The sequence below is a fragment of the Aeromicrobium sp. HA genome (genome assembly GCF_027171405.1).
Lineage (GTDB): Bacteria > Actinomycetota > Actinomycetes > Propionibacteriales > Nocardioidaceae > Aeromicrobium > Aeromicrobium tamlense.
This window is the reverse complement of sequence record NZ_CP114372.1, coordinates 610,035-634,594: the sequence shown is the minus strand read 5'-3', so window position 1 is coordinate 634,594 and position 24,560 is coordinate 610,035. Positions and strand designations below refer to the sequence as shown.

The 24,560-nt window shown below is 71.5% G+C and carries 23 protein-coding genes; 8 read left to right on the top strand and 15 right to left on the bottom strand.

All coding sequences use genetic code 11. The features are described from left to right. Positions 1 to 4: 4 nt before the first annotated feature. Genes O3S82_RS03085 through O3S82_RS03070 form a run of 4 tightly spaced genes read right to left on the bottom strand, consistent with a single transcriptional unit; the run spans position 5 to position 3,776 of the window. Positions 5 to 916, bottom strand: a complete 912-nt coding sequence (locus O3S82_RS03085; protein ID WP_179426240.1) for a sugar phosphate isomerase/epimerase family protein — start codon at positions 914 to 916, stop codon at positions 5 to 7. Next, entirely contained in the window at positions 913 to 1,695 is a 783-nt protein-coding gene (locus O3S82_RS03080) for an ATP-binding cassette domain-containing protein (RefSeq protein ID WP_179426242.1), read from the bottom strand. The genes O3S82_RS03085 and O3S82_RS03080 overlap by 4 nt, the downstream gene beginning before the upstream one ends. Beyond that, on the bottom strand, positions 1,692 to 2,669 hold the full coding sequence (locus tag O3S82_RS03075; protein ID WP_269305437.1) for an ABC transporter permease: 978 nt from the start codon (positions 2,667 to 2,669) through the stop codon (positions 1,692 to 1,694). The genes O3S82_RS03080 and O3S82_RS03075 overlap by 4 nt, the downstream gene beginning before the upstream one ends. Positions 2,670 to 2,729: 60 nt before the next feature. Continuing rightward, on the bottom strand, positions 2,730 to 3,776 hold the full coding sequence (locus tag O3S82_RS03070) for a substrate-binding domain-containing protein (protein ID WP_218845880.1): 1,047 nt from the start codon (positions 3,774 to 3,776) through the stop codon (positions 2,730 to 2,732). Between the two features lie 164 nt (positions 3,777 to 3,940). On the opposite strand from O3S82_RS03070, the gene O3S82_RS03065 reads away from it, so the two are divergent. The 7 genes from O3S82_RS03065 to O3S82_RS03035 all read left to right on the top strand — a co-directional run bounded on the left by O3S82_RS03065 (position 3,941) and on the right by O3S82_RS03035 (position 12,457). Then, the gene (locus O3S82_RS03065; RefSeq protein ID WP_179426246.1) at positions 3,941 to 5,134 is read left to right on the top strand and encodes an ROK family transcriptional regulator; all 1,194 of its coding nucleotides are present in this window, start codon (positions 3,941 to 3,943) and stop codon (positions 5,132 to 5,134) included. A 50-nt stretch (positions 5,135 to 5,184) separates the two neighbouring features. Then, positions 5,185 to 6,336 (top strand): ROK family transcriptional regulator, encoded by a 1,152-nt coding sequence (locus tag O3S82_RS03060; RefSeq protein ID WP_269305433.1) that lies wholly within the window; start codon positions 5,185 to 5,187, stop codon positions 6,334 to 6,336. Positions 6,337 to 6,404: 68 nt separating this feature from the next. Then, positions 6,405 to 8,513 (top strand): transketolase, encoded by a 2,109-nt coding sequence (gene tkt, locus O3S82_RS03055; protein ID WP_269305431.1) that lies wholly within the window; start codon positions 6,405 to 6,407, stop codon positions 8,511 to 8,513. Next, complete coding sequence (gene deoC, locus O3S82_RS03050; RefSeq protein WP_179426252.1) at positions 8,510 to 9,415, top strand: deoxyribose-phosphate aldolase; 906 nt, start codon at positions 8,510 to 8,512, stop codon at positions 9,413 to 9,415. Before tkt ends, deoC begins: the two co-directional genes overlap by 4 nt. Before the next feature lie 6 nt (positions 9,416 to 9,421). Continuing rightward, positions 9,422 to 10,861: an aldehyde dehydrogenase family protein gene (locus O3S82_RS03045; RefSeq protein ID WP_269305429.1), complete on the top strand. Its 1,440-nt coding sequence runs from the start codon at positions 9,422 to 9,424 to the stop codon at positions 10,859 to 10,861. Continuing rightward, on the top strand, positions 10,858 to 11,712 hold the full coding sequence (locus O3S82_RS03040) for an aldehyde dehydrogenase family protein (protein WP_179426256.1): 855 nt from the start codon (positions 10,858 to 10,860) through the stop codon (positions 11,710 to 11,712). Before O3S82_RS03045 ends, O3S82_RS03040 begins: the two co-directional genes overlap by 4 nt. A gap of 169 nt (positions 11,713 to 11,881) precedes the next feature. Further along, positions 11,882 to 12,457 carry a uridine kinase family protein gene (locus tag O3S82_RS03035; RefSeq protein WP_269305426.1) on the top strand — a complete coding sequence of 192 codons (576 nt, stop codon included), beginning with the start codon at positions 11,882 to 11,884 and terminating at the stop codon, positions 12,455 to 12,457. An 18-nt stretch (positions 12,458 to 12,475) separates the two neighbouring features. Here O3S82_RS03035 and O3S82_RS03030 read toward each other — a convergent pair whose 3' ends face one another. The 9 genes from O3S82_RS03030 to O3S82_RS02990 all read right to left on the bottom strand — a co-directional run bounded on the left by O3S82_RS03030 (position 12,476) and on the right by O3S82_RS02990 (position 22,026). Further along, complete coding sequence (locus tag O3S82_RS03030) at positions 12,476 to 13,561, bottom strand: adenosine deaminase (protein WP_269305424.1); 1,086 nt, start codon at positions 13,559 to 13,561, stop codon at positions 12,476 to 12,478. Between the two features lies 1 nt (position 13,562). Continuing rightward, positions 13,563 to 14,018: a MaoC family dehydratase gene (locus O3S82_RS03025; protein ID WP_179426262.1), complete on the bottom strand. Its 456-nt coding sequence runs from the start codon at positions 14,016 to 14,018 to the stop codon at positions 13,563 to 13,565. A 64-nt stretch (positions 14,019 to 14,082) separates the two neighbouring features. After that, the gene (locus O3S82_RS03020) at positions 14,083 to 15,372 is read right to left on the bottom strand and encodes a thymidine phosphorylase (RefSeq protein ID WP_269305422.1); all 1,290 of its coding nucleotides are present in this window, start codon (positions 15,370 to 15,372) and stop codon (positions 14,083 to 14,085) included. After that, complete coding sequence (locus O3S82_RS03015; protein ID WP_179426266.1) at positions 15,369 to 16,547, bottom strand: cytochrome P450; 1,179 nt, start codon at positions 16,545 to 16,547, stop codon at positions 15,369 to 15,371. Before O3S82_RS03015 ends, O3S82_RS03020 begins: the two co-directional genes overlap by 4 nt. Beyond that, a complete protein-coding gene (locus O3S82_RS03010) occupies positions 16,544 to 16,966 on the bottom strand; it encodes a cytidine deaminase (RefSeq protein WP_179426268.1) in 423 nt (140 codons plus the stop codon). Before O3S82_RS03010 ends, O3S82_RS03015 begins: the two co-directional genes overlap by 4 nt. Continuing rightward, on the bottom strand, positions 16,963 to 18,225 hold the full coding sequence (locus O3S82_RS03005; RefSeq protein WP_179426270.1) for an ABC transporter permease: 1,263 nt from the start codon (positions 18,223 to 18,225) through the stop codon (positions 16,963 to 16,965). Before O3S82_RS03005 ends, O3S82_RS03010 begins: the two co-directional genes overlap by 4 nt. Beyond that, positions 18,222 to 19,322, bottom strand: a complete 1,101-nt coding sequence (locus O3S82_RS03000; protein ID WP_269305418.1) for an ABC transporter permease — start codon at positions 19,320 to 19,322, stop codon at positions 18,222 to 18,224. Before O3S82_RS03000 ends, O3S82_RS03005 begins: the two co-directional genes overlap by 4 nt. Beyond that, the gene (locus O3S82_RS02995; protein ID WP_269305416.1) at positions 19,319 to 20,881 is read right to left on the bottom strand and encodes an ABC transporter ATP-binding protein; all 1,563 of its coding nucleotides are present in this window, start codon (positions 20,879 to 20,881) and stop codon (positions 19,319 to 19,321) included. The genes O3S82_RS03000 and O3S82_RS02995 overlap by 4 nt, the downstream gene beginning before the upstream one ends. Before the next feature lie 98 nt (positions 20,882 to 20,979). After that, the gene (locus O3S82_RS02990) at positions 20,980 to 22,026 is read right to left on the bottom strand and encodes a BMP family lipoprotein (RefSeq protein ID WP_269305414.1); all 1,047 of its coding nucleotides are present in this window, start codon (positions 22,024 to 22,026) and stop codon (positions 20,980 to 20,982) included. 161 nt (positions 22,027 to 22,187) lie between these two features. Here O3S82_RS02990 and O3S82_RS02985 point away from each other — a divergent pair, with 161 nt between their 5' ends. Further along, positions 22,188 to 22,661 carry a universal stress protein gene (locus O3S82_RS02985; protein WP_179426274.1) on the top strand — a complete coding sequence of 158 codons (474 nt, stop codon included), beginning with the start codon at positions 22,188 to 22,190 and terminating at the stop codon, positions 22,659 to 22,661. A 19-nt stretch (positions 22,662 to 22,680) separates the two neighbouring features. On the opposite strand, the gene O3S82_RS02980 is transcribed toward O3S82_RS02985, so the two are convergent. Further along, entirely contained in the window at positions 22,681 to 23,847 is a 1,167-nt protein-coding gene (locus O3S82_RS02980; protein ID WP_179426276.1) for an amidohydrolase, read from the bottom strand. A 145-nt stretch (positions 23,848 to 23,992) separates the two neighbouring features. After that, positions 23,993 to 24,523: a CGNR zinc finger domain-containing protein gene (locus O3S82_RS02975; protein WP_269305412.1), complete on the bottom strand. Its 531-nt coding sequence runs from the start codon at positions 24,521 to 24,523 to the stop codon at positions 23,993 to 23,995. Positions 24,524 to 24,560: the final 37 nt, after the last annotated feature.

Sequence of the window (24,560 nt, the reverse complement as noted above, 5' to 3'; positions counted from 1 at the left end):
GCCGTCACGCGTCGATCGAGGCGGACGCGGCGAGGTGCGTGTCGATGAAGCCGCGGGCCCGGCGGGCGAGGTCGTCGCCGTCGGTCCACAGCGAGCGCCACACCGCGAGGTCGTTCGACAGCGTCGGGCTGACGACGGCCGAGGAGAAGCTCTCGAACGTGATCGGGCCCGTGAAGCCCACCCGCGACAGCGCGTGGAAGAACGCCGGGAAGTCGATCGAGCCCGAGCCGAGGTAGCCGCGGTGGTTCTCGCCGATGTGCACGTAGCCGAGGCGGTCGGCGACGTCGAGGACGGGCGTCACGAAGTCCGACTCCTCGATGTTCATGTGGTACGTGTCGAGGTGGATGAAGACGTTGTCCTCGCCGATGTCGTCGGCGAGGCGCAGCGCGTCCCGCGCCGTGTTGACGACGTTCGTCTCGTAGCGGTTGCAGATCTCCAGACCGAGGCTCACGCCGCGACCCGCGGCCTCCTGCGCGAGGCTGCGCAGGACCGACACGACGTTGGCGCGGCCCGCGTCGCTCAGGGGACGGCCGTACTTGCCGAGGGCGCTGTAGAGGGCGCCGGTCAGGATCGTGCTGCCCAGGCCCGACACGACGTCGAGGGACTGGTGCAGGATCTTCTCGCCGCGCGCGACGACCTCGGGGTCGTCGCTCGAGACGTCGGCGTCGAACGCCAGGCCACGCGAGCAGGCGAGCGCGAGCCCCGCCTCCTCGGCGGCCGCGCGGGTGCCCTCGAGGTCGAGGGTCTCCATCTCGTGCAGCGACAGCTCGAGCAGGTCGAAGCCGGCGTCCTTGGTGCGCTGCACGGCCTGGGCGATCTCGTCGGGGCGGGTGCCGCCGACCCAGACGAGGGCGTGCACGCCGATGGGGTTGCGCTGGTCCACGGTGGGGGTCTCCTTGGGGTGGGTGGTGGTCATCCGGCGATCGCGCCCGTGATGAGGCCGACGATCTCCTCGCCGCTGGTCTCGGCGGTCCGGCGTCCTGCGACGCACCGTCCGGCGCGCATGACCCAGACCTGGTCGGACAGGCGCATGACCTGGTCGAAGTTGTGGCTGATGAGCAGGACCGCGTGGCCCTCGTCGCGCAGGCGCAGGATGAGCTCCTCGACGCGTGCGGTCTCCTGGACGCCGAGCGCCGCGGTGGGCTCGTCCATGATCACGAGCTTGGAGCTGAAGCCGGCGGCGCGGCAGATCGCGACGGCCTGGCGCTGGCCACCCGACAGGCGGCGAACGGTGGACGTCACGGCGGGCACGTTGACGGCGAGCTTGGACACCATCTCCTGGGCGCCCGCGCGCATCGTGCGCTTCTTCAGGTAGCTGAACGGGCCGACGCCGCCGGTGATCTCGCGGTTGAGGTAGAGGTTCTGCCACACCGTGAGGTCCTCGACGAGCGCGAGGTTCTGGTGCACGGTCTCGATCCCGGCGTCGCGCGCCTGGTCAGGCGCGTGGAACGCGACGGTCTGGCCGTCGAACCGGATCGTGCCCTCGTCGGCGGTGTGGACGCCGGCGACGACCCGGACGAGGGTCGACTTCCCGGCGCCGTTGTCCCCCACGAGCGCGGTGATCTCGCCGGCACGCACCTGGACCGAGACGTCGGCCAGCGCGCGGACGGAGCCGAAGGACAGCGAGAGTCCGTCGACCTCGAGCAGCACGTCGCCCATCGGGCGCGCCTGCTGTTCGGTGCTGTGGGTCGTCATTTCTCGAACCTCGTGAGGAAGGCCGCGCCGACGACGACGATGCCGACGGCGAGCGGTTGGTAGAACTGGGAGACGCCGAGCAGCGTGAGGCCGTTGGCCAGGGCGGTCAGCAGCAGCGCACCGAAGACCGGGCCCTTGATGGAGCCCTTGCCGCCGAACAGGCTGACGCCGCCGAGGACGACCGCGGCCACCGAGTTCAGCAGGAACGTGGTGTTCGCGGCGGGCTCGGCCGAGCCGACGCGGGCCACCAGCAGGATCGCCGCGAGTCCAGCCAGGACGCCGGCGATCAGGTAGACGGCCATCTTGATCCGGGCCGTGCGCACGCCGGTCGCCTGCGCCGCGTCGACCGATCCGCCGGTCGCCAGGACGTGCGTGCCGAACGGCGTCGAGAACAGCACGAGGTGGGCCAGCACGGCCACCGCGACAGCGATGAGGAACGTGTACGGGATCATCCCGAAGCCGCCGGCCGACAGCTTGAACAGCGGCGCGCTGATCACGGTGATCGGGCGCCCGTCCGAGAGGATCAGCGCGAGTCCGGAGGCCGCCGAGAGCGCGCCGAGCGTGACGATGAAGTCGGTGATGCCGCCCTTGGCGATGAGGAAGCCGTTCACCAAGCCGACGGCCGCGCCGGCGGCCACGGCGATGAGGCACGACAGGGCGAGGCCCTTGCCGCTCGTCATGGCCATGCCGAAGGTGACGGCGGCGAACGTCATCGTGGAGGCGATCGAGAGGTCGATGCCGGCGGTCAGGATGACGAAGGACTGGCCGACGGCCAGGATCGTGAGGATCGCCGAGGCCAGCAGCATCGCCTTGATGTTGCCCGAGCTGAGGAACCGCGGGTCGAGGGCCGTGAAGATCGCCACGAGGACGACGAGTCCGATCACGGACGCCCACTCGACCCAGAACGACGGCTGGCGCAGGTGGTCGGCGAGTGCCGATCCGCGGGTCGCCGGGGGTGCCGTGGTGGTGGTCATGTGTTGTCTCCGGGTTGAGGCGGTGGGGTGCGGGCGACCGGGGCCGCCCGCACCGTCACGTCAGCGGCCGAGCATCTCCGCGAACGGGTTGTCGTACTCGTTCGGGGGCTCGGGGAACGCGTCCTGCGCGTCCTTGGCGTTGTCGGGGGTGATCAGCGCGATCGGGGTGTCCACCTTCTCCGGCAGCTTCTCGCCGAGCGCGGCCGCCTCGCACGCCTGCAGGCCCATCTTGCCCACGACGAACGGGTACTGGGCCACGGCGGCGTCGATGTCGCCCGAGGCGACGCCGTCGATGCCGTCGACCGAGACCACGAGGGTCTTGCCCTTCTTGTCCGCGGCGGCCACGGCGCGCGCGACGCCCATCGCCATGTCGTCGTTCGCGACGAAGAACGCGGCCAGGTCGGGGTTGGCCTGCAGGATCGTCTCGGCCTGCGTCTGGGCCTCCTGGCGGTCCCAGTTCGCGGCGACCTCCTGGACGACCTCGAAGTTGTCCGCGAGGCCCTCCTTGAAGCCGTCGATGCGCTGCGCGCTGGTGACGTCGCCGGCGATGCCGCCCACGGTGGCGACGTCGCCGCCGTCGGAGTCGAGCTTCGCGAGCTGGTCGGCGACCATCTTGCCGGCGGCGACGTTGTCGGTGCCGATGTACGTCGCGATCTCGGCGCCCGCGGCGTCAGCGGCCTTGGCCTCGACCGGGTTGTCGATGTTGACGATCGGCGTGCCCTTGGCCGCGATCTGCGCGATGCCCTGGATCAGGTTCGTGCCGCTGATCGGGTTCACCAGGTAGCAGTCGAACTCCTGGTTCGCGAGGTTCGTCAGCTTGTCGGCCTGGCCGGAGGTGTCCGTGATCGAGGCCGCGGCCTGGATCTCGATGTCCGCGCCGGACTCCTTCTGCTCGGCGTTGATGCCGTCCTCCATGTGCTGGAAGAACGGGTTGTCGAGGCCCTTGATGACGATGCCGATGTTCGTGTCGGCGGCGTCCTTGCCGCCGCCGGAGCCGCCGTTGTCGCCGTCGTCCGACGATCCGCACGCGGCCAGCAGCAGACCCGCGCTGACGGCGACGACGCCGAGCGAGAGCCGCATCCTCTTCCTGGACTGGAAGGTGCTCATGTTGGTTCCTCTCACCATCGCGCGCCGGGCGACGCGGCTTTTGATCTTGAGTGTTGTTAATACGACACTTTCTGTCGTGTAATGTACGACACACCGTAGAACACGCGCAAGCAGCATCCGAAATCAGCCTCGGCCCGCTGCCGAGAACGCCAGAATGGGGGGCCATGGCCACCTTCGATGAGGGGATCAGCGAGACGCTGTCCCTGCTGCGACGCAAGGGCGGCATGACCCGCGCGGAGATCGTGGCCGAGACCGGCCTGTCCCGCAGCGGGGTCAACCTGCGGATCGACGCGCTCCTGGAGGGGCGCCTGGTCACCGGCTCGGCGCGTGAGGTGGCCACGAAGGGCCGGCCCGCCGAGGTCTTCTCCTTCAACAGCGAGCGCGGGAAGCTGCTCGCCGCCGACGTCGGCGCCACGAAGTTCCGCGCCGGCCTGTGCAACCTCGGCGGCGACGTCGAGTCCGAGATCGAGCGGCCGTCCGACGTCACGGCGGGGCCCGAGGTGCTGCTCGCCTCGATCCTCGAGTGCTTCGAGTCCTTCCTGCGCGACACCGGCACCGACGCCGACGAGATCCTCGGCATCGGCCTGAGCCTGCCCGCGCCGGTCAAGCGCGGCTCCGGCATGTCGGTGAACCCGCCGATCATGCCGCTGTGGAACCGCTTCGACGTCCCGGCCTGGTTCCACGAGCGCTTCGCCTCCTCCCCCGTCTTCCTCGAGAAGGACGCGAACGCGATGGCGTACGGGGAGGCGCGCTTCTCCCACCCCGAGGCCGACGACCTGCTGCTCGTGAAGATCGGCACCGGCATCGGCAGCGGCCTCATCCGCGAGGGCAGCCTCTACCGCGGCGCCGACGGGGCCGCCGGCGACCTCGGACACATCCCGATGACCCTGCCGGGCGACGACGAGGGCCCGCTGTGCAAGTGCGGCAACCACGGCTGCCTCGAGGCCCGCGCCGGCGGCTGGGCGATCCTGCGCGACCTGCAGGAGACCGGCTCCACGGCGACGTCCCAGGACGACCTCATCGCGGCACTCGCGTCCGGCGACCCCACCGCGGTCCAGCTGGCGCGCCGGGCCGGCCAGGTGATCGGCACCGCCGTCGCCACCGCCGTCAACCTGCTCAACCCCCGCGTGGTCGTGTTGGCCGGACACCTCGTCGCGGCCGGGGGCGACCACCTGCTGCCGGCGATCCGCGAGCGCGTGTACAGCCGGTCCCTGCCGCTGGCCACCTCCGAGCTCTCCATCGTCGCCAGCAGCCTGCACCCGCGGGAGGGGCTGGTGGGGCTGGCGCACCTGGTGAGCGACGGAATCCTCGAGCCGGCCGAGATCGGACGGCTGGTCGACCGCGGCGGCTCCGCCTGACGTACTACGGTGTCGGCCAGAGATCACGAGGAACGACGAGAGGCGACGGGGTGTCCGGTCATGGTGGGGTCCTGGCACTGTTCCGCGCCCACGGGCCCCTGACCCGCGCGCAGGTCGTCGAGCTGTCCGGCCTCTCGCGCGCCACGGCCACGCACCGACTGGAGGGCCTCGTGCGCTCCGGACTGATCCACGCGCGGGAGGACGACCGCACCACGGGCGGCCGCCCCGCCGGCGTCTTCGACCTCGCCGAGACCCGCGGCGCGCTGCTCGTCGCCGACATCGGCAGCAGCCACGCGCGCTACGGCATCGCCGACCTGACGGGCCGCGTCCTCACCGCACTCGACGAGGACATCGCGATCGACGACGGCCCCGACGTGGTCCTGGCCGGTGTCGCGCGCGCCTTCGAGCAGCTCGAGGCCGAGGCCACCTCCCCCGTGCTGGGCGTCGCGATCGGCGTGCCCGGGCCCGTCGACCAGCGCACCGGGCGGCTCGTGAGCCCGCCGACGATGCGCGGCTGGGACGGCGCCGACGTGGCCGCGCGCCTCGGTCCGCTCGTCAACGCGCCGATCGTGGTCGACAAGGACGCCAACCTGGTCGCGCTCGGCGTCCACCGCGCCCTCCGGACCGACGCCGTGCCCGGCGCGGACGACCTGCTCGTCGTGAAGGTGGGCATGGGCATCGGCGCCGGCATCATCTCGCGCGGCAGCGTGCTGCACGGCGCGCGCGGCGGCGCCGGCGACCTCGGGCACATCCCCCACGACGACGGGCCCCGCTGCCGCTGCGGACAGCGCGGCTGCGCCGAGGCCTCGGCGGGGGCCTGGGCCATCGCGGCCCGCCTGCGCGAGCTCGGGCACCCGGTCCGCACGTCGGCCGACGTCGTGGCCCTGGCCACGAACGGCGACCGGGATGCCACCTCGGCCCTGCGCGCCGCGGGACGGCGGATCGGCGACGTCGTCGTCGAGGCCGTCGGGGTGCTCAACCCGGCGATGGTCGTGGTCGGCGGCGACCTCGCGGAGTCCGGTGACCTGCTGGTCGACGGTGTTCGCGAGCGCGTCTTCGAGCGCTCGCACCCGCTCGCGACGACCGACCTCAGCGTGATCGCGTCGCCCCTCGGCGCGGACGCGGGCCTGCTCGGCGCGGCCCAGATGGCGGCCGACGCGGCACTGGCGCCCGAGCGCGTGGACGCGCTCGTCGACGCCTGAAGCCCGGCGCCCTCGGGACTTTTGCGCAACGTTAGACAAAAGCCCGCCGGACCTCTACGGTTGACCCCGTGGCCCCTACCGAGAACACCTCCCCGACCGGCTGGCGCGACCCCCTCGACCTCGAGGCGGTGCGGCACGCACGTGTCCTGCCCCTCGACGTGGTCCAGGCGAAGGGCAACGGGCACGCCGGCACCGCCGTCAGCCTGACCCCCGCCCTGTACGTCCTGTTCCAGGAGTACCTGCGTCACGATCCCGCCCACCCCGACTGGGAGGGCCGTGACCGGTTCGTCCTGTCGGCCGGGCACACCAGCCTCTCGCTGTACCTGCAGCACTACCTCAGCGGCTACGGCCTCGAGCTCGACGACCTGAAGAAGGCCCGCGCGCTCGGCAGCCTCACCCCCGGGCACCCCGAGTGGGGTCACACGCCCGGCGTCGAGACCACCACCGGTCCGCTGGGCCAGGGCGTCGGCAACGCGGTCGGCCTGGCGATGTCGGCCCGCCGCGTGCACGCGCTGCTCGAGCCCGAGACCACCCCCGACGAGGGCCTGTTCCGCTACCGCACGTGGTGCGTCGCGGGCGACGGATGCCTGTCCGAGGGCGTCTCGCAGGAGGCCTCCTCCCTCGCCGGCACGCTCGGCCTGGACGGGCTGATCCTCGTCTGGGACGACAACCGCATCTCCATCGAGGGCGACACCGCCATCGCGTTCACCGAGGACGTCGTCGCTCGCTACCGCGCCTACGGCTGGGCGATCGTGGAGATCGAGGACGCCGAGGACCCGGACGCGATCCGCGCCGGCTTCGACGCGGCGGTCGCCGTGACCGGCCAGCCCGTCTTCGTCCGCCTGCGCACCCGCATCGGCCACCCGATGCCCACCGTCGGCGGCACCGCCGGCGCCCACTCCGGCGCGCCCGGCGACGCCGAGGTGGCCGCCACCAAGGAGGCGCTGGGCCTGGATCCCGAGCAGTTCTTCGCGATGCCCGCCGAGGCCCTCGCCCACGCCCGCCGCGTGCGTGAGCGCGGCGCCGCCGCCCGGGAGGACTGGCAGACGCGGTACGACGCGTGGCGCAGCGCCGACCCCGAGCGCGCGGCCCTGCACGACCGCATGCGCGAGCGCGACGTCACCCCCGCCGCCCGCGAGAAGCTCTCCGCCCTGCGCGCCGAGCCGCAGAAGGTGGCCACCCGCATCGCCAGCGGCGCGGTCCTCAACACGGTGGCGGCCGAGCTGCCGTGGCTGTGGGGCGGCTCCGCCGACCTCGCCGAGACCAACAACGTGGTGATCTCCGGCGCCCGCAGCTTCACGCCCACCGACTACGCGGGCGACGAGTGGCCCGGCGGCCCCGACGGCAGCCTCGTCCACTTCGGCATCCGCGAGCACGCCATGGGCGCGGTCCTCAACGGCATCGCGCTCGCCGGGTACTCGCACCCGTTCGGCGCCACGTTCTTCGTCTTCTCCGACTACATGCGCCCGTCGGTGCGCCTGGCCGCGCTCATGGGCCTGCCCGTCACCTACGTCTGGACGCACGACTCGGTCGGCGTGGGCGAGGACGGGCCGACGCACCAGCCGGTCGAGCATCTCTGGTCGCACCGCGCCATCCCCGGCCTCGACGTCGTCCGCCCGGCCGACTGGACCGAGACCGTGGACGCGTGGACGCGGATCCTCACCGCCGACCGCCCGACCGCCCTCGTACTGAGCCGCCAGGGCGTGCCGGTCGTGAGCGCGGACGTGCCGGCCGGCGAGGGCGCCCACCGCGGTGCCTACGTGCTGGCCGACGCCGACGCCACGCCCGACCTCATCATCGTCGCCACCGGCTCCGAGGTGGGCCTGGCGATGCAGGCGCGCGACCTCCTCACCGCGGAGGGCATCGGCGTCCGCGTCGTCTCGGCCCCGTGCCTCGAGTGGTTCGAGGAGCAGGACCTCGCCTACCGCGAGTCGGTCCTCCCCCGCGCCATCGCCGCACGTGTCAGCGTGGAGGCCGGAACCGGCACCGGTTGGCATCGCTACGTGGGCACCCACGGTGAGATAGTGAGTGTCGAGGAGTTCGGTGCCAGCGGAGCCGGCGATCTCGTGCTCGCCGAGCGCGGCATCACCGTCGACGCCGTCGTCGCAGCGGCCCGCCGCAGCCTCGACGCCACGCGAACCGAACAGAACCCGCTCTCCGAAGGGACCAACCGATGAGCACCAGCCTGAAGGCGGGACTCGACCGCCTCCCGGGCGTCGACCAGGTCGGCCTCGAGGCACGGGCCGCCCAGCTGGGCACGCGCTCGATCAAGACGACATCCAAGCAGTGGGCGATCGACCTCGCCATCTCGATGGTCGACCTCACCACGCTCGAGGGTGCGGACACCCCCGGCAAGGTGCGGGCGCTGGCCACCAAGGCGCTGCGCCCCGACCCCACCGATCCCTCGTGCCCCGCTGCCGCGGCCGTCTGCGTCTACCCCGACATGGTCCCGTTCGTGCGCGAGGTCGTCGGCGACCGCCTGCACGTCGCGGCCGTCGCCACCGCGTTCCCGTCGGGCCGCGCGCCCATCGAGGTCAAGCTGGCCGACACCGCCGCCGCCGTGGCCGCGGGCGCCGACGAGATCGACATGGTCATCGACCGTGGCGCGTTCCTGTCGGGCGACCTCGAGAAGGTCCACGAGCAGATCGTGGCCGTCAAGGAGGCCTCCGGCAGCGCCCACCTCAAGGTGATCCTCGAGACCGGCGAGCTGCAGACCTACGACAACATCCGCCGCGCCTCCTGGCTGGCGATGGACGCCGGCGCGGACTTCATCAAGACCAGCACCGGCAAGGTGCAGCCCGCCGCGACGCTGCCGACCACGCTGCTCATGCTCGAGGCCGTGCGCGACTACCGCATCGCCACCGGCCGCCAGGTGGGCGTCAAGCCCGCGGGCGGCATCCGCACCTCGAAGGACGCGATCAAGTACCTGGTCGTCGTCAACGAGGTCGCGGGCGAGGACTGGCTGGACCCCGACTGGTTCCGGTTCGGCGCCTCCTCGCTGCTCAACGACCTGCTCATGCAGCGCCAGAAGATGCTCACCGGCCGCTACTCCGGCCCCGACTACGTGACCCTGGACTGATCAGACATGCCCAAGTTCGAATACGCCCCCGCGCCGGAGTCGCGCTCCATCGTCGACCTCCAGGCCAGCTACGGCTTCTTCGTCGACGGTGAGTTCACCGACGGCGGCGGCACGGCGTTCAAGACCGTCAACCCCGCCACCGAGGAGGTCCTCGCCGAGGTCGCCGAGGCCAATGAGGACGACGTCGACCGCGCCGTCCGCGCCGCCCGTCGCGCCTACGACCGCGTGTGGGGCCCCATGCCCGGCCGCGAGCGCGCCAAGTACCTGTTCCGGATCGCCCGCATCCTGGCCGAGCGCAGCCGCGAGTTCGCCGTCCTGGAGACGCTCGACAACGGCAAGCCGATCAAGGAGTCGCGCGACGTCGACGTGCCCCTGGTCTCGCAGTGGTTCTTCTACCACGCGGGCTGGGCGGACAAGCTCGATCACGCGGGCCTCGGCGCGAACCCGCAGCCGCTCGGCGTCGCCGCGCAGGTCATCCCGTGGAACTTCCCGCTGCTGATGCTGGCGTGGAAGGTCGCGCCCGCCCTCGCGGCCGGCAACACGGTCGTCCTCAAGCCGGCCGAGACCACGCCGCTGACGGCCCTGCTGTTCGCCGACGTGTGCCGCCAGGCCGAGCTGCCCGCGGGTGTCGTCAACATCGTCACGGGCGCCGGCGAGACCGGTCGCCACCTCGTGTCGCACCCGGACGTGAACAAGGTCGCGTTCACCGGCTCCACCCCGGTGGGCCGCGAGATCGCCCGCGCCGTCGCCGGCACGGACAAGCGCCTCACCCTCGAGCTCGGCGGCAAGGCCGCGAACATCGTGTTCGACGACGCGCCGATGGACCAGGCCGTCGAGGGCATCGTCCGCGGCATCTTCTTCAACCAGGGCCACGTGTGCTGCGCCGGCTCGCGCCTGCTCGTGCAGGAGAGCGTCGCCGAGGAGGTCCTCGACCGCCTCAAGACCCGCATGGCCACGCTGCGCCTGGGCGACCCGCTCGACAAGAACACCGACGTCGGCGCGATCAACTCGGCCGAGCAGCTGGGCCGCATCCGCGACCTCGCCGCCACCGGCGACGACGAGGGCGCCGACCGCTGGAGCGCTCCGTGCGAGCTGCCCGAGCGCGGCTACTGGTACGCCCCGACGATCTTCACCGGCGTCACGCAGGCGCACCGGATCGCGCGCGAGGAGATCTTCGGCCCGGTCCTGTCGGTGCTGACCTTCCGCACGCCCGCCGAGGCGATCGAGAAGGCCAACAACACGCCCTACGGCCTGTCGGCCGGCGTGTGGACCGAGAAGGGCTCGCGCATCCTCGCGATGGCCGACCAGTTGCGCGCCGGCGTGGTGTGGGCCAACACGTTCAACCAGTTCGATCCCGCCTCTCCGTTCGGCGGGTACAAGGAGTCCGGCTACGGCCGCGAGGGCGGCCGCCACGGACTCTCCAGCTACCTGGAGGCCACCCGATGAGCGAGCGCGTCGACGTCCGCAAGACCTACAAGCTGTTCATCGGCGGGGCGTTCCCCCGCTCGGAGTCCGGCCGCACGTACGAGGTCGCGTCCTCGCGCGGGAAGTTCCTGGCCAACGCCGCGAAGGCGTCGCGCAAGGACGCCCGCGACGCGGTCGGCGCCGCCCGCAAGGCCTTCGGTGGCTGGTCGAAGCGCACGCCCTACAACCGGGGCCAGATCCTCTACCGCGTGGCCGAGGTCCTGGAGGGCCGCCGCGACCAGCTGGTCGCCGAGGTCCGCGCCGCCGAGGGCGTCAACGAGCGTCGTGCCAACGCGATCGTCGACGCCGCCGTCGACACGTGGGTCTGGTACGCCGGCTGGGCCGACAAGCTCTCGCAGGTCACCGGCAACGCCAACCAGGTGAACGGGCCGTTCTTCAACCTCACCTCGCCCGAGCCCACGGGCGTCGTGGCGATCGCCGCGCCGCAGCAGTCGTCGCTGCTGGGCCTGGTCGAGGTGCTCGCCCCGGTGCTGCTGTCGGGCAACACGGCGGTCGTCGTGTCGTCCTACGAGCGTCCGCTGCCCGCCATCACGCTCTCGGAGATCCTCTCGACCTCCGACGTGCCCGGCGGCGTGGTCAACGTGCTGACCGGCGACATCGCGGAGATCGGCCCGTGGCTGGCCACGCACCTCGACGTCAACGCGCTCGACCTGACCGGCGTCGACGACGCCGACGTCGCGCGCGACCTGGAGGCCGAGGCCGCGGTGAACCTCAAGCGCGTCGTGCGCCCCGGCACCTCCACGGCCCAGGCGCTCACCCGCATCACGCCGTTCCTCGAGCACAAGACCGTCTGGCACCCGATCGGCGTCTGACGTCCCGCTGGAGCGGTGAGCTGTCAACCCTTCCCTCGGCGTGGCGGTGAGCCGTCAACCTCTTCGCACCTGATGCGGTTGATCGCTGACCGATACCCGAGTCGAGAGGTTGACAGCTCACCGCTCCCGGGGCGAACGGACGCCGACGCGTCTCGATACGCTCGCACCCATGCCGCACGTCGTGATCCTGGCCGGCCCGTCCGGGTCGGGGAAGTCCCACCTGGCCGAGCGGCTCGGCTGGACCGTGCTGCGGCTCGACGACTTCTACCACGACCACGACCACCCCGGGCTCCCGCTGAGCACGCTCGGGATCGTCGACTGGGACGACGTCCGCTCATGGAACCTCGAGGCAGCCATGACGGCCATCGAGGAGCTCTGCCGCCACGGCCGCACCCAGGTGCCGGTCTACGACATCTCGGTCAGCCAGGCCGTCGGCACGCACGAGGTCGTGCTGAACGGCGACCGCTTCATCGCCGAGGGCCTCTTCGCCACCGACATGGTCGCGCCGTGCCGCGAGGCCGGTGTGCTCGACGCGGCGATCTGCCTCACCCGTCCGCGGCCCGTCGTCTTCTGGCTGCGGCTCGTGCGCGACCTGCGCGAGTCACGCAAGCCGCCGATGACCTTGGTGCGCCGCGGGTGGCGCCTCATGAGGGACCAGCCGCGCGTCATCGCCGAGGCCGTCGCCGCGGGCTGCGTCACGATGCACCCGCGCCGCGCCTACCGCTTCCTGACCTCACGCCGCTAGCGAGAGACGGGCGGGCGGTCAGTGGCCGAGGGCCGCGTAGCCGGGCTTGATGACCTCGTTGATGAGCGTGAGGCGCTCGTCGAACGGGGCGAAGGCGCTCTTCATGGCGTTGACGGTGAACCAGCGCAGGTCGCCCAGGCTGTAGCCGAAGGCGTCGGTCAGCAGGTTCATCTCGCGGCCGATCGAGGTGCCGCTCATGAGCCGGTTGTCGCTGTTGATCGTGACGCGGAAGCCCAGCTCGGCCAGCGGGCCGATCGGGTGGTCGACGATCGACGTCATCCCGGCGACGGCCCCGGTCTGCAGATTCGACGACGGGCACATCTCCAAGGGGATGCGCCGGTCGCGGATGTACGCCGCGAGACGGCCGAGGTGCGCAGTCGGCGAGGCCGAGAAGTCGATGTCGTCGACGATCCGCACGCCGTGGCCGAGGCGGTCGGCGCCGCAGCGCTGCACCGCCTGCCAGATCGAGGGCAGGCCGAACGCCTCGCCGGCGTGGATCGTGAAGTGGGCGTTCTCGCGGCGCAGGTACTCGAACGCCTCGAGGTGCAGGATCGGCGGGAAGCCGTCCTCGGCGCCCGCGATGTCGAAGCCGAGCACGCCCCGGTCTCGGTACTCCACCGCGACCTTCGCGATCTCGAGCCCGCGCGACGCGTGCCGCATGGCGGTGAGCAGCTGGCCGACGACCATCGCCCGGCCCTGCTCGCGCACGAGCGCGACGCCCTCGTCGATGCCGGCCTGGACGGCCTCGACGGCCTCCTCGATCGACAGTCCGGCGTTCTGGTGCTGCTCGGGGGCCCAGCGCAGCTCGGCGTAGACCACGCCGTCGGCGGCGAGGTCGAGCACGGCCTCGCGCGCGACGCGGGCCAGGTCCTCGGGGCGCTGCATGACGCCCACGGTGTGCTGGAAGGTCTCGAGGTAGCGCACGAGCGAGCCCGACGAGGACGCCTCCTCGAACCAGGCGCCGAGGTCCTCGGGCGCGGCCGGCAGGTCGTGACCGATCTCGAGGGCGATCTCGGCGACCGTCTCGGGGCGCACTCCCCCGTCGAGGTGCTCGTGCAGGGCGACCTTGGGGGCGGCGGCGATCTGCTCCGGCGTGGCCCTCATGTCAGGCGTCCATCAGCAGGGTGACGGTCTCGGCGATGCACGCCGGCTTCTCGCTGCCCTCGATCTCGACGGTGTGCTGCAGCGTCACCTGCTGTCCCTTCTCGATGTCGCGGACGTCGAGGACCTCCACACGGTTGCGGACCTTCGAGCCGACCTTCACGGGCGCCATGAAGCGCACGCGGTTGAGGCCGTAGTTGACGCGGGCGCGGTCGCCGGCGAACGCGTAGACCTGGGCGCCGAGGAACGGCAGCAGCGAGAGCGTGAGGTAGCCGTGGGCGATCGTGGCGCCGAACGGGCCGTCGGCCGCGCGCTCGGGATCGACGTGGATCCACTGCCGGTCACCGGTCGCATCGGCGAACATGTCGATGCGGTCCTGGTGGATCTCGATCCATGAGCTGACGCCCAGCTCGGTCCCGGAGGACGCGGCGATCTCGGCTCTGTCGTTCAGGATGCGCATGGGTCCGAACCTACCGTGTCCCGCGCCACACCATGGGCCCCGGATGTCCCACGGGACGCTGCCGTCAGCCGCCGATGCGGTCGATGACGATCGGCGTCGCCCGGGGCGCCGAGGCACCGATCGACCAGCCGCCCTCGAGCGCCTCGCGTGCCCGCTCGAACCGCTCGGGCGTGTCGGTGTGCAGGGTCAGCAGCGGCTGCCCGGCCCGGACGGTGTCGCCGGGCTTGGCGTGCAGCTCGACGCCGGCACCGGCCTGGACGGCCTCGCCCGGACGCGAGCGGCCCGCGCCGAGTCGCCACGCGGCCACGCCCACGGCGTAGGCGTCGAGCGAGGTGAGCACGCCGTCGGCGTCGGCCGTGACGGTCTCGGTCTCGCGCGCGACGGGCAGCTCCGCATCGGGATCGCCGTCCTGCGCGCGGATCATGGCCTTCCAGGCGTCCATCGCGCGGCCGTCGGCGAGTGCGTCGGCCGGGTCGACGTCGGTGACGCCGGCCGCCTGGAGCATCTCCCGGGCCAGCGCGACGGTGAGCTCGACGACGTCGGACGGGCCGCCTCCGGCCAGCACCTCCACCGACTCGCGCACCTCGAGGGCATTGCCCGCCGTGAGGCCGAGCGGGATCGACATGTCCGTCAGCAGGGCCACGGTGCGCACGCCCGCGTCGGTGCCGAGCGCGACCATCGTCTCGGCGAGCTCGCGGGCGTCCGCCTCGTGCTTCATGAACGCGCCCGAGCCGACCTTCACGTCCAGCACGAGCGCGCCCGTGCCCTCGGCGATCTTCTTGCTCATGATCGAGCTGGCGATGAGCGGGATCGCCTCCACCGTGCCGGTGATGTCGCGCAGGGCGTAGAGCTTCTTGTCCGCCGGCGCCAGGCCCGAGCCCGCGGCGCAGATGACCGCGCCGAGGTCCTCGAGCTGGGTCATCATCTCGTCGTTCGACAGCGCCGCGCGCCAGCCGGGGATCGACTCGAGCTTGTCGAGCGTGCCGCCCGTGTGGCCGAGACCGCGGCCCGACAGCTGCGGCACGGCGACGCCGCACGCGGCCACGAGGGGCGCGAGGGGCAGCGTGATCTTGTCGCCCACGCCGCCGGTGCTGTGCTTGTCGGCCGTCGGCCGCGACAGCGAGGAGAAGTCCATCCGCTCGCCCGTGGCGATCATCGCCGCGGTCCAGCGGGCGATCTCGCGACGGTTCATGCCGTTCAGCAGGATCGCCATCGCGAGCGCCGACATCTGCTCGTCGGCCACGACGCCGCGCGTGTACGCGTCGACGACCCAGTCGATCTGGTCGTCGGTCAGCTCGTGGCCGTCGCGCTTGGCGACGATGACGTCGGTGGGGGCGAACTTCTCTGTCGTCATGCAGACACCTGGATGCTCTCGTAGCCGCGCAGGACCCACGTGGGCCGACGCGGGGACTCGCCCGCGAGGACGAGATCGGGGAAACGGTCGAGCAGGGCACGCAGGGTGATGCCCAGCTCGAGGCGCGCCAGCGGCGCGCCGAGGCAGAAGTGGATGCCCAACCCGAAGCCGACGTGAGGGTTCGGGTCGCGACCCACGTCGAACGTGTCGGCGTCCTCGAACACCGCGGCGTCGCGGTTGGCCGAGCCCATCAGGCACGCCACCTTCTGCCCGGCGGTGACGAGCTGGCCGGCGACCTCGACGTCCTTCGTGGCGGTGCGCTCGAAGAGCTGCAGCGGCGCGTCGAAGCGGATGAGCTCCTCCAGCGCGAGATCGATCGGCACCTCGCCGCTCGTGACGCGGGCGAGCTGATCGCGGTGCGTCAGCAGGGCGTGGAAGCCGTTGCCGAACGTGTTGACGCTGGCCTCGTGGCCGGCGTTGAGCAGCAGCACCACCGTGGCGACGAGCTCGTCGTCGGTGAAGCCCTTGCCCGCGTCGGTCTCGGCGATGAGGTCGCTGACCAGGTCCTCGCCGGGCTGCGCACGACGCATCGCGATGACCTCGCGCACGTAGTCGGCGAACGCCGTGCTGGCCTCGATGGCCTCGGCCTTCGTGGCCTCGTCGATGTCCTTCTCGTACATGTGCACGATCGCCTGGCTCCAGCGGCGCAGGTCCTCGTGGTCCTCGCGCGGGACGCCCAGCAGGTCGCAGATGACGTAGACGGGCATCGGCTCGGCGTAGTCGGCCAGCACGTCGAACTGCTCGGGCAGCGCGGCGACCATGTCGGCGGCGAGCGACTCGATGCGCGGACGCATGCGCTCGACGTGGCCGCGGCCGAACGCGCCGGCCAGCAGGCGCCGCATGCGGGTGTGCGCGGGCGGCTCGTTCTCCATGAGCTGGTTGCGGTGGAGCGTGTTGAACGGCTCCATCTCCTCCACCGGCTCCCAGTCGTGCCACAGCCGCCCGAAGGCGCGGTTCTTCAGCACCGCGCCGACGGTGGCGTGATCGGTGGCCAACCACGTCGACCACGGCTCGTGCCAGACCAGGGATCCCTGCCTGCGCAGATCGGCCAGGGCCGGGTAGGGATCGCGCAGGAAGTCGGCGTCGGTGGGGTCGAAGGTGGTCAGCGTGCTCATGAGTCGTCCAGGTCCGTCACGTCGAAGGCGTCGGGGAGCACCTCGGCCATCGTCTTGACGCCCGAGGCGGTCAACAGCTGGCACTCGGGGCCGCCGTTCTCCCACAGCAATTGTCGGCAACGGCCGCACGGCATGACCGGGCGCCCCTGTCCCTCGACGCACACGACCGCACGGAGCTTGCCGCCACCGGTGGAGTGCAGGGCCGAGACCATGCCGCACTCGGCGCACAGGGCCACGCCGTAGGCCGCGTTCTCGACGTTGCAGCCCAGCACGACCCGCCCGTCCTCGACGAGGCCGGCGGCGCCGACCTTGTACTTCGAGTAGGGCGCGTAGGCGCGCTGCATGACCTCGACGGCGTACTTCGTGAGGGCGTCCCAGTCGACGGGCGCCTCGGCCGGGGTGAAACCGAATCCGCTCATCCGACACTGCCCTTCCGGTAGACCTTGCCGTCCGCCGCGGGCATCCTCAGGTTCTGGCTGAACACCGCGAGGACGAGCAGCGTGGTGACGTACGGCGTCATGGTGGCCAGCTCGTTGGGGATCTGGTCGGTGGTGAGGTAGATGCCCGCGACGATGACGCCCAGCACCGCGGCGATGAGCGCCGAGCGCTGGCCGTGCTGACGCCACTGCCAGACGGCCAGCATCACCAGGAAGACGGCCACGAGCAGCAGCAGCGCGTGCACGGTCTCGCCGCCGCCGCGCAGGCGCAGCGTGTCGGTGTAGCCGAACAGCGTGGCGCCGGCGAACAGGCCGCCGGGACGCCAGTTGCCGAAGATCATGGCGGCGAGGCCGATGTAGCCGCGGCCTCCGGTCTGTCCGTCGCGGAAGGCGTTCGCGGCCACCAGCGCCAGGAAGCCGCCGGCGAGGCCCGCGAGGCCGCCCGAGGCGATCACGGCGATGAACTTGTAGCGGTAGACGTTGACGCCGAGCGACTCCGCGGCCGCCGGCGACTCGCCGACCGAGCGCAGACGCAGGCCGAAGCCGGTGCGCCACAGCACCCACCAGGTCAGCACGAACAGCGCGATCGCGATGAGCGTCAGCGACGACACGTTGGTGACGAACGCGCGCAGCACCGCGGCGACCTCGGAGACGAAGAACCAGTTCTCCTGCTCGATCTCGCCCAACGGCTCGGACAGGCCCGAGATCGTGATGCTGGGCAGTCGCTCGATCGGCGGCGACTGCGTCTGGCCGCCACCGGGGACGCCCGAGAAAGCCATGCCCGCGAGGTACTGGACGGCACCCGCGGCGATGATGTTGATCGCGACGCCGGAGACGATGTGGTCGACGCCGAAGTAGACCGTGGCGACGGCGTGCAGCAGGCCGCCGGCGGCGCCCAACAGGATCGCGCCCACCACGCCCTGCCACGGGCCGTAGAAGTAGCCGAAGTAGCCGGCGCCGAACGTGCCGAGGATCATCATGCCCTCGAGGCCGATGTTGACCACGCCCGCACGCTCGGACCACAGGCCGCCGAGGCCGGCCAGGCCGATCGGGACGGCGGCGATCAGGGTGGCGCGGATCGTGCCCGACGAGCTGAGGTCGTCGACGCCGGTGATGATGCGCAGCAGCGACATGATCACGAGGACGCCGGCGATGCCGATGAGGATCCATGGCCAGCTCAGGCGGAAGCGGCCCTGCGGAGTGCCGTGGACGTTGGTCACGGGGTCGGTCGCCACGCTCATCGGGCCACCTCCTTCTCCTGGGGCTGGGAGTCCAGGGCGGCCGCCACCTGACGCTGCTCGAGCCGGACGCCGTAGCGGCGGACGACCTCGTAGGCGATGACGACGGCGAGCACGATGACGCCCTGGGTGACCTTGACGATGTCGGGCGAGACGTCGAGCAGGATCTGCAGCGGGTTGGACTGCTGGTCGAGGAACGCGAACAGGAGCGCGCCGATCGCGATGCCGACCGGGTGGTTGCGGCCCAGCAGCGCGATGGCGATGCCCGCGAAGCCCAGTCCGGACTGGAACGTGGAGCCGTAGGCGTAGTCCTGGCCGAACAGCAGCGGCATGCCCACGAGGCCGGCCACCGCACCCGAGAGCAGCATCGTCACCAGGATCATCTTCTTGACGTTGATGCCCGACGCGACGGCCGCGCTCTCGGACTGGCCCGCGGCGCGCAGGTCGAAGCCGAAGCGCGTGCGGTTGATGAGCAGCCAGTAGGCGATGCCCACGATGATCGCCACGACGATGAAGCCGTAGACCTCGCCGCCGAGGAACGGGATGCCGGGGATCCGGCTCCCCTCGGGCACCGGCTTGGTCGAGATGATGTTGCTGCCCTCCTCGCGGACGGCCACCTTGCGCAGCAGGTAGGCCACCACGGCGGTCGCGATCGCGTTGAGCATGATCGTCGAGATGACCTCGGAGACGCCGCGGGTGACGCGCAGCAGGCCCGCGATGCCGGCCCACATGGCGCCGACGAGCATGCCGGCCACGAGGGCGAGGGCGATGTTCAGGAAGCCCGGCAGCCAGGCCTCGCCGGCCACCCACGCGGCCGCGAAGGACGCGATCCGGTACTGCCCGTCGACGCCGATGTTGAACAGGTTCATCCGGAAGCCGATGGCCACCGCGACCGCCGACAGGTAGTACACCGTGGCGGCGTTGAGGATGTTGACCATCGTGCGGTTGCTGGGCCAGCTGAGGATCTGGCTCCACACGCCGATCCAGTCGTCGCCGGCCAGGATCAGCACGAGGCTGGTGACCACGAAGGCCACGACCAGGGCGAGCGCCGGAGCGGCCAGCGCCAGCCCGATCCGGGTCAGCCGCGACTCTGTCCTCATGCGGACTCCTCCTCGTCGGTGGCGCCGGTCATGGCCGAGCCGAGTTGCTGGGGCGTGACCTCGCCCGGGTCGAAGGTGCCGACCAGCTGGCCGCGCAGCAGCACGGCGATCGTGTCGGACAGGCCGATGAGCTCGTCGAGATCGGCCGAGATCAGCAGCACCGCCAGGCCGTTGCGGCGGGCGCGCTTGATGTGGTCCCAGATGGCGGCCTGGGCGCCGACGTCGACGCCGCGCGTGGGGTGCGCGGCGATCAGCAGGCTCGGGTCGCTGCTCATCTCGCGGCCGACGATCAGCTTCTGCTGGTTGCCGCCGGAGAGGGCGCGGGCGAGCGTGTCGATGCTCGGGGTGCGGACGTCGTACTCCGCGACGATGCGGTCCGTGTCCTTGCGGGCCCCGTTGCGGTCGATGAAGGGCCCGGCGACGTTGGGCTCGCGGGTCTGGTGGCCCAGGACGCGGTTCTCCCACAGCGGGGCGTCCAGCAGCAGGCCCTGGCGGTGGCGGTCCTCGGGGATGTAGCCGATGCCGGCCTCCCGGCGACGGCGCGTGGACCAGTCGGCGATGTCGGCGTCGTCGAGCTCGACCCGGCCGGTGGCCTCGGGCCGCATGCCCATGATGGCCTCGACGAGCTCGGCCTGGCCGTTGCCCTCGACGCCGGCGATGCCCAGGATCTCGCCGCGGTGGATCCTGAAGGAGATGCCGTCCAGCAGGGGGCGGCCACCGCGCGGGTCGGGCAGGCCGAGGTCGACGACCTCGAGCACCTCGACGTCGGTGACGGTGGACAGCTCGGTGCTGGGGCTCGGCAGCTCGGAGCCGACCATCAGCTCGGCCAGCTGGCGCGAGGTGACGCTGTCGGCGGCCACGGTCTCGACCGTGGTGCCGCGGCGGACGACGGTGACGCTGTCGGCGACCGACAGCACCTCGTCGAGCTTGTGGGAGATGAAGATGACGGCGAGGCCCTCGGACTTGAGCTCGCGCAGGTTGTCGAACAGCTCGTCGACCTCCTGGGGCACCAGGACCGCGGTGGGCTCGTCGAGGATGATGATGCGCGCGCCGCGGTAGAGGACCTTGAGGATCTCGATGCGCTGGCGGGCGCCGACGCCGAGGTCGGCGACGAGGTCGTCGGGGCGGATGTCGAGGCCGTAGGTCTCCGACAGGCTGCGGATCTGCTCGCGGGCGCGGTCGCCGATGCCGTGCAGCTTCTCGGCGCCCAGCACGACGTTCTCCAGGACGGTGAGGTTGTCGGCGAGCATGAAGTGCTGGAAGACCATGCCGACGCCGTGCCCGATCGCGTCGGACGGCGAAGAGAACGAGACGTCGCTGCCGTCGATCTGGATCGTGCCCGAGTCGGGCTTCTGCACGCCGTACAGGATCTTCATCAGCGTGGACTTGCCGGCGCCGTTCTCCCCCACGATCGCGTGGATGGTGCCGCGGCGGACGTCGATGTCGATGTCGTGGTTGGCGATGACGCCGGGGAACGTCTTGCCGATGCCCCGGAGCCGGACCACGACGTCCGAGCCGCTGCTCGCGTTGGTGCCGGTTTCGGCCGATGTGATGCTCACGATGTCACCTTCTGGTGGTCGGCGGACCCAAAGGGGCGGCCCGGCCCCACGCTATCGCGCAGGGCCGGGCCGCGGGCCTCAGTGCTTCGAGGACACGCTCACTTCGAGGGCACCGTGATGGTGCCGTCGATGATCTGCTGCTTGTACTCGTCCAGCTTCTCCTTGATGTCGTCGACGTGACCACCGGTGGTGGAGTAGCCGACGCCGTCGACCTTGAGGTCGTAGACCTGCGGGCCGGTCTTGATGTCGCCCGCCTCGACGCCCTTGAGGAAGTCGAAGACCGCGACGTCGATGTTCTTCGTCATCGAGGTCAGGATGCTGTCGCGCACCGACTCGTCGGCGGTCTTGGCCTGGTCGGAGTCGACGCCGATGGCCCACTTGCCCGCGTCGGTGGCCGCCTGGAAGACGCCGCCGCCCGAGCCGCCGGCGGCGTGGTAGACCACGTCGGCCTCCTTCTCGAACATGCCGGTGGCGGCCGTGTTGCCCTTGGCCGGGTCACCGAAGCCGCTGAAGTCCGGCGGCGTGGTCAGGTAGACCGACTGGACCTTGATGTCGGGGTTGACGGCCTTGGCGCCGGCCTTGTAGCCCGCCTCGAACTTGTGGATCAGCTCGGTGTCGACACCGCCGACGAAGCCGACCGTGCCGGTCTCGGACTTGAGCGCGGCAGCCGCGCCGACCAGGAACGAGCCCTGCTCCTCGGCGAACAGCAGGTTGGTGACGTTGTCCGCGGCGACGGCGTCGTCGACGATCGCGAAGTTCACGTCGGGGTTGGCCTTGGAGATCTTGCCCACGGCGGCGGAGTAGGCGAAGCCCACGGCGACGACCGGGTTGTAGCCGGCATCGACCAGCTGCTGGAGACGCTCCTCGCGAGCCGACTCGGGCTCGCCGTCCTGCGCCTCGGCGTCCTTGACCTCGAAGCCCAGCTCGCACGCGGCCTTGTCGAGGCCCTTGGCGGCCGAGTCGTTGAAGGACTGGTCACCACGACCACCGACGTCGAAGGCCATGCCGACCTTGATGTCGCCCTTCTCGACGCAGTCCTCGCCAGCGGCACTCTCGTCGTCGGTGCTCTTCTTCGAGCAGCCGGCTCCGGCGAAGACCAGGGCGGTCACGGCGGCCGCTGCGGTCAGCTTGTTCAATCGACGCACTTTTCCTCCTCAAGGGCTGCGCCCGACACGAGGGGCGCACGCGATGTCAGGACGACCCTAAGTGCTCGGAGGGCGACCTCGGACCGAGTCGGGTCCGACGAGGGCAACTGTCACCGAACCGTAATCAAAAGCCCGGCCCCCGAGGGTCCTAGGATCAGGACATGCCCTTCTCCGGACCCATCGTCGTCGGCCACGACGGCTCCTCCTTCGCCGACCAGGCCCTGCGCTGGGCGCTCGTGCTGGCCGAGCGCGCCCACATGCCGGTCACGATCGTGCGCGCGTGGACGATGCGCACCGCACCCAAGCCCAAGACGCACGAGTTCGGCTACGTGCCGCCGGCGTCGGACTACGCCGACGCGGTGCGCGAGCGCCTCGAGGAGCAGACCCGCGAGCTGCTGGCGGAGCACCCGGACGTCGAGGTGACGCTGAAGGTCGAGCGCGGCCAGCCCGCCACCGTGGTGGTCGAGGCCAGCGAGGGCGCGTCGCTGCTCGTCGTGGGTCCGCGAGGCCTCGGCGGCTTCAAGGGCCTCATGCTCGGCTCGGTCAGCGAGCACGCCGTGGGCTCGGCCCCGTGCCCCGTGGTGGTCGTGCGCGGCGCCGACGAGGACCCGGCACAGTCCGAGCCCGAGGCCTGACCGCTCCCCCGCCGACGGGTCAGGCGATCGCGGCGTTGGCGAGCACGAGGGCGCCGACCGCGATCGCGCGCTCGTCGACGCGCAGGTTGCCCTGGTGCAGGTCGTACGTGGGACCACCCGGCGTGCGGGTGCCCAGGCGCGCCATCGTGCCGGGCAGCGTCTCGACGTACCAGGCGAAGTCCTCGCCGCCGAGGCTCTGCGCCGTGGTGGCCACGCCCTCGGGACCGAGCGCGGCGGTCACGGCGTGGCGCAGGCGCTCGGTGACGGCGAAGTCGTTGACCACCGGCGGCACGCCGCGCGTGTAGGTGAGGTCGACGCCCACGCCGAACGGCTCGACGATGTCGGCGATGATGCCGCGCACGAGGTGCTCGGCGTCGTGCCAGGCGGCGGCGTCGAGCATCCGCAGGGTGCCCTTGAGCTCGCCGACGGCGGGGATGACGTTGGCCGCGTTGCCGGCGCTGACCTGACCCCAGACGAGGCTCGCGCCCGCACGCGGGTCGAAGCGGCGCGAGAGCACGGCGGGCAGCTGGGTGATGAGGCTGCCGAGCGCGAACGTGAGGTCCTCGGTGAGGTGCGGGCGCGACGTGTGGCCGCCGCGGCCGTTGAGGACGACGTGGATCTGGTCGGACGCGCCGGTGATCGCGCCCTCGCGGATGCCCACGCGGCCCACGTCGAGCGACGGGTCGCAGTGCAGGGCGAAGATGCGGCTCACGCCGGCCAGGACGCCGTCGGACAGCAGTCGCAGTGCGCCGCCGGGCATGACCTCCTCGGCGGGCTGGAAGATCAGGCGGACGCGGTAGGGCAGGCCGATCGCGCGGTCCGCGGCGGCGAGCGCGGTGGCCGCGCCGATGAGCGCCGAGACGTGGACGTCGTGGCCGCAGGCGTGCGCGACGCCCGGGTTCTTGGACCGCCAGGGGTCCTGCGTGGTGTCGAGGATCGGCAGCGCGTCGAGGTCGGCGCGCAGGGCCACGATGGGGCCGCCGCTCGGGCCGATGTCGACCGACAGGCCGGTGCCGTCGAAGCGCTGGGGGCTCAGGCCGAGCTTGTCCATCCACGCGTACACGAGGTCGGTGGTGCGCTCCTCCTGCCAGGACAGCTCGGGAAACGCATGGAGGTCACGCCTCAGCTCGATGAGGTCGGGGGTCGCCGTCTCCACGGCGCGTGCGATGTGTTCCTGGAGCGTCATGACCTGTCCACTCTACGCCGCTCGACCCACCGGGGCCGGGCATCTCAGATCGAGGACACCGCGCGACTTCGCGAGGTTTCCTGTCACTTCACGAGGGTTGCAAACCTCGCGAAGTGACAGTTTCCCCGGTTAACCGGGGAAACTGTCACCCCTGCCGAGCCCGGTAGGCGGCCTGCGCCTCGCGGTTGCCGCAGGTGGTGCTGCAGAACTTGCGGGAGCGGTTGCGGGAGAAGTCGACGACGACGCCGTCGCAGTCGGAGGCGGCGCAGACGCTCAGGCGCTCCATCTCGTCGGCGCGGATGACGTCGATCATCGCCATCGCCGTCTCGACGAGCACGCGCTCGTGCAGCGGTCGGTCGTCGGCGATGGCGTGGACGTGCCAGTCGAGCCGGTCGTGACGGACCAGCCGCGGGACGGCGTGCTGCTCGGCCAGGATCGCGTTGACGAGGTCGACGGCAGCGGCACGGTCGGCGCGCAGCAGCTCGCGCAGCCGGGGACGGATGTCGCGCACCGCCTCGAGGTCGGCCCGCGTGCGCGGCCGGGCGCCGGTGTAGCCCCAACGGTCGAAGAACTCGGTGAGGTCGGACGGGGTCTCGAGCGTGTCGGGCTCCAGGGCCGAGTTGGCCAGCTCGGAGGCTGCGCCGAGGGCGTCGCTCACGTCAGGAGTGAAGACCATGTTGACACCTTACGACATGCGGTCTAGCGTCATGACC

What these genes read in the sequence shown, in the direction of transcription:
- O3S82_RS03080 (WP_179426242.1), bottom strand. Translation starts at nt 1,695, where the DNA reads ATGACGACCCACAGCACCGAACAGCAGGCGCGCCCGATGGGCGACGTG.
- O3S82_RS03020 (WP_269305422.1), bottom strand. Translation starts at nt 15,372, where the DNA reads ATGACGACAGAGAAGTTCGCCCCCACCGACGTCATCGTCGCCAAGCGC.
- O3S82_RS03045 (WP_269305429.1), top strand. Translation starts at nt 9,422, where the DNA reads ATGCCCAAGTTCGAATACGCCCCCGCGCCGGAGTCGCGCTCCATCGTC.
- O3S82_RS03040 (WP_179426256.1), top strand. Translation starts at nt 10,858, where the DNA reads ATGAGCGAGCGCGTCGACGTCCGCAAGACCTACAAGCTGTTCATCGGC.
- O3S82_RS03010 (WP_179426268.1), bottom strand. Translation starts at nt 16,966, where the DNA reads ATGAGCGGATTCGGTTTCACCCCGGCCGAGGCGCCCGTCGACTGGGAC.
- O3S82_RS03025 (WP_179426262.1), bottom strand. Translation starts at nt 14,018, where the DNA reads ATGCGCATCCTGAACGACAGAGCCGAGATCGCCGCGTCCTCCGGGACC.
- O3S82_RS02985 (WP_179426274.1), top strand. Translation starts at nt 22,188, where the DNA reads ATGCCCTTCTCCGGACCCATCGTCGTCGGCCACGACGGCTCCTCCTTC.
- O3S82_RS03035 (WP_269305426.1), top strand. Translation starts at nt 11,882, where the DNA reads ATGCCGCACGTCGTGATCCTGGCCGGCCCGTCCGGGTCGGGGAAGTCC.
- O3S82_RS03075 (WP_269305437.1), bottom strand. Translation starts at nt 2,669, where the DNA reads ATGACCACCACCACGGCACCCCCGGCGACCCGCGGATCGGCACTCGCC.
- O3S82_RS03030 (WP_269305424.1), bottom strand. Translation starts at nt 13,561, where the DNA reads ATGAGGGCCACGCCGGAGCAGATCGCCGCCGCCCCCAAGGTCGCCCTG.
- O3S82_RS03005 (WP_179426270.1), bottom strand. Translation starts at nt 18,225, where the DNA reads ATGAGCGTGGCGACCGACCCCGTGACCAACGTCCACGGCACTCCGCAG.
- O3S82_RS02980 (WP_179426276.1), bottom strand. Translation starts at nt 23,847, where the DNA reads ATGACGCTCCAGGAACACATCGCACGCGCCGTGGAGACGGCGACCCCC.
- deoC (WP_179426252.1), top strand. Translation starts at nt 8,510, where the DNA reads ATGAGCACCAGCCTGAAGGCGGGACTCGACCGCCTCCCGGGCGTCGAC.
- O3S82_RS02975 (WP_269305412.1), bottom strand. Translation starts at nt 24,523, where the DNA reads ATGGTCTTCACTCCTGACGTGAGCGACGCCCTCGGCGCAGCCTCCGAG.
- O3S82_RS03085 (WP_179426240.1), bottom strand. Translation starts at nt 916, where the DNA reads ATGACCACCACCCACCCCAAGGAGACCCCCACCGTGGACCAGCGCAAC.
- O3S82_RS03070 (WP_218845880.1), bottom strand. Translation starts at nt 3,776, where the DNA reads ATGAGCACCTTCCAGTCCAGGAAGAGGATGCGGCTCTCGCTCGGCGTC.
- O3S82_RS03015 (WP_179426266.1), bottom strand. Translation starts at nt 16,547, where the DNA reads ATGAGCACGCTGACCACCTTCGACCCCACCGACGCCGACTTCCTGCGC.
- O3S82_RS03000 (WP_269305418.1), bottom strand. Translation starts at nt 19,322, where the DNA reads ATGAGGACAGAGTCGCGGCTGACCCGGATCGGGCTGGCGCTGGCCGCT.
- O3S82_RS03065 (WP_179426246.1), top strand. Translation starts at nt 3,941, where the DNA reads ATGGCCACCTTCGATGAGGGGATCAGCGAGACGCTGTCCCTGCTGCGA.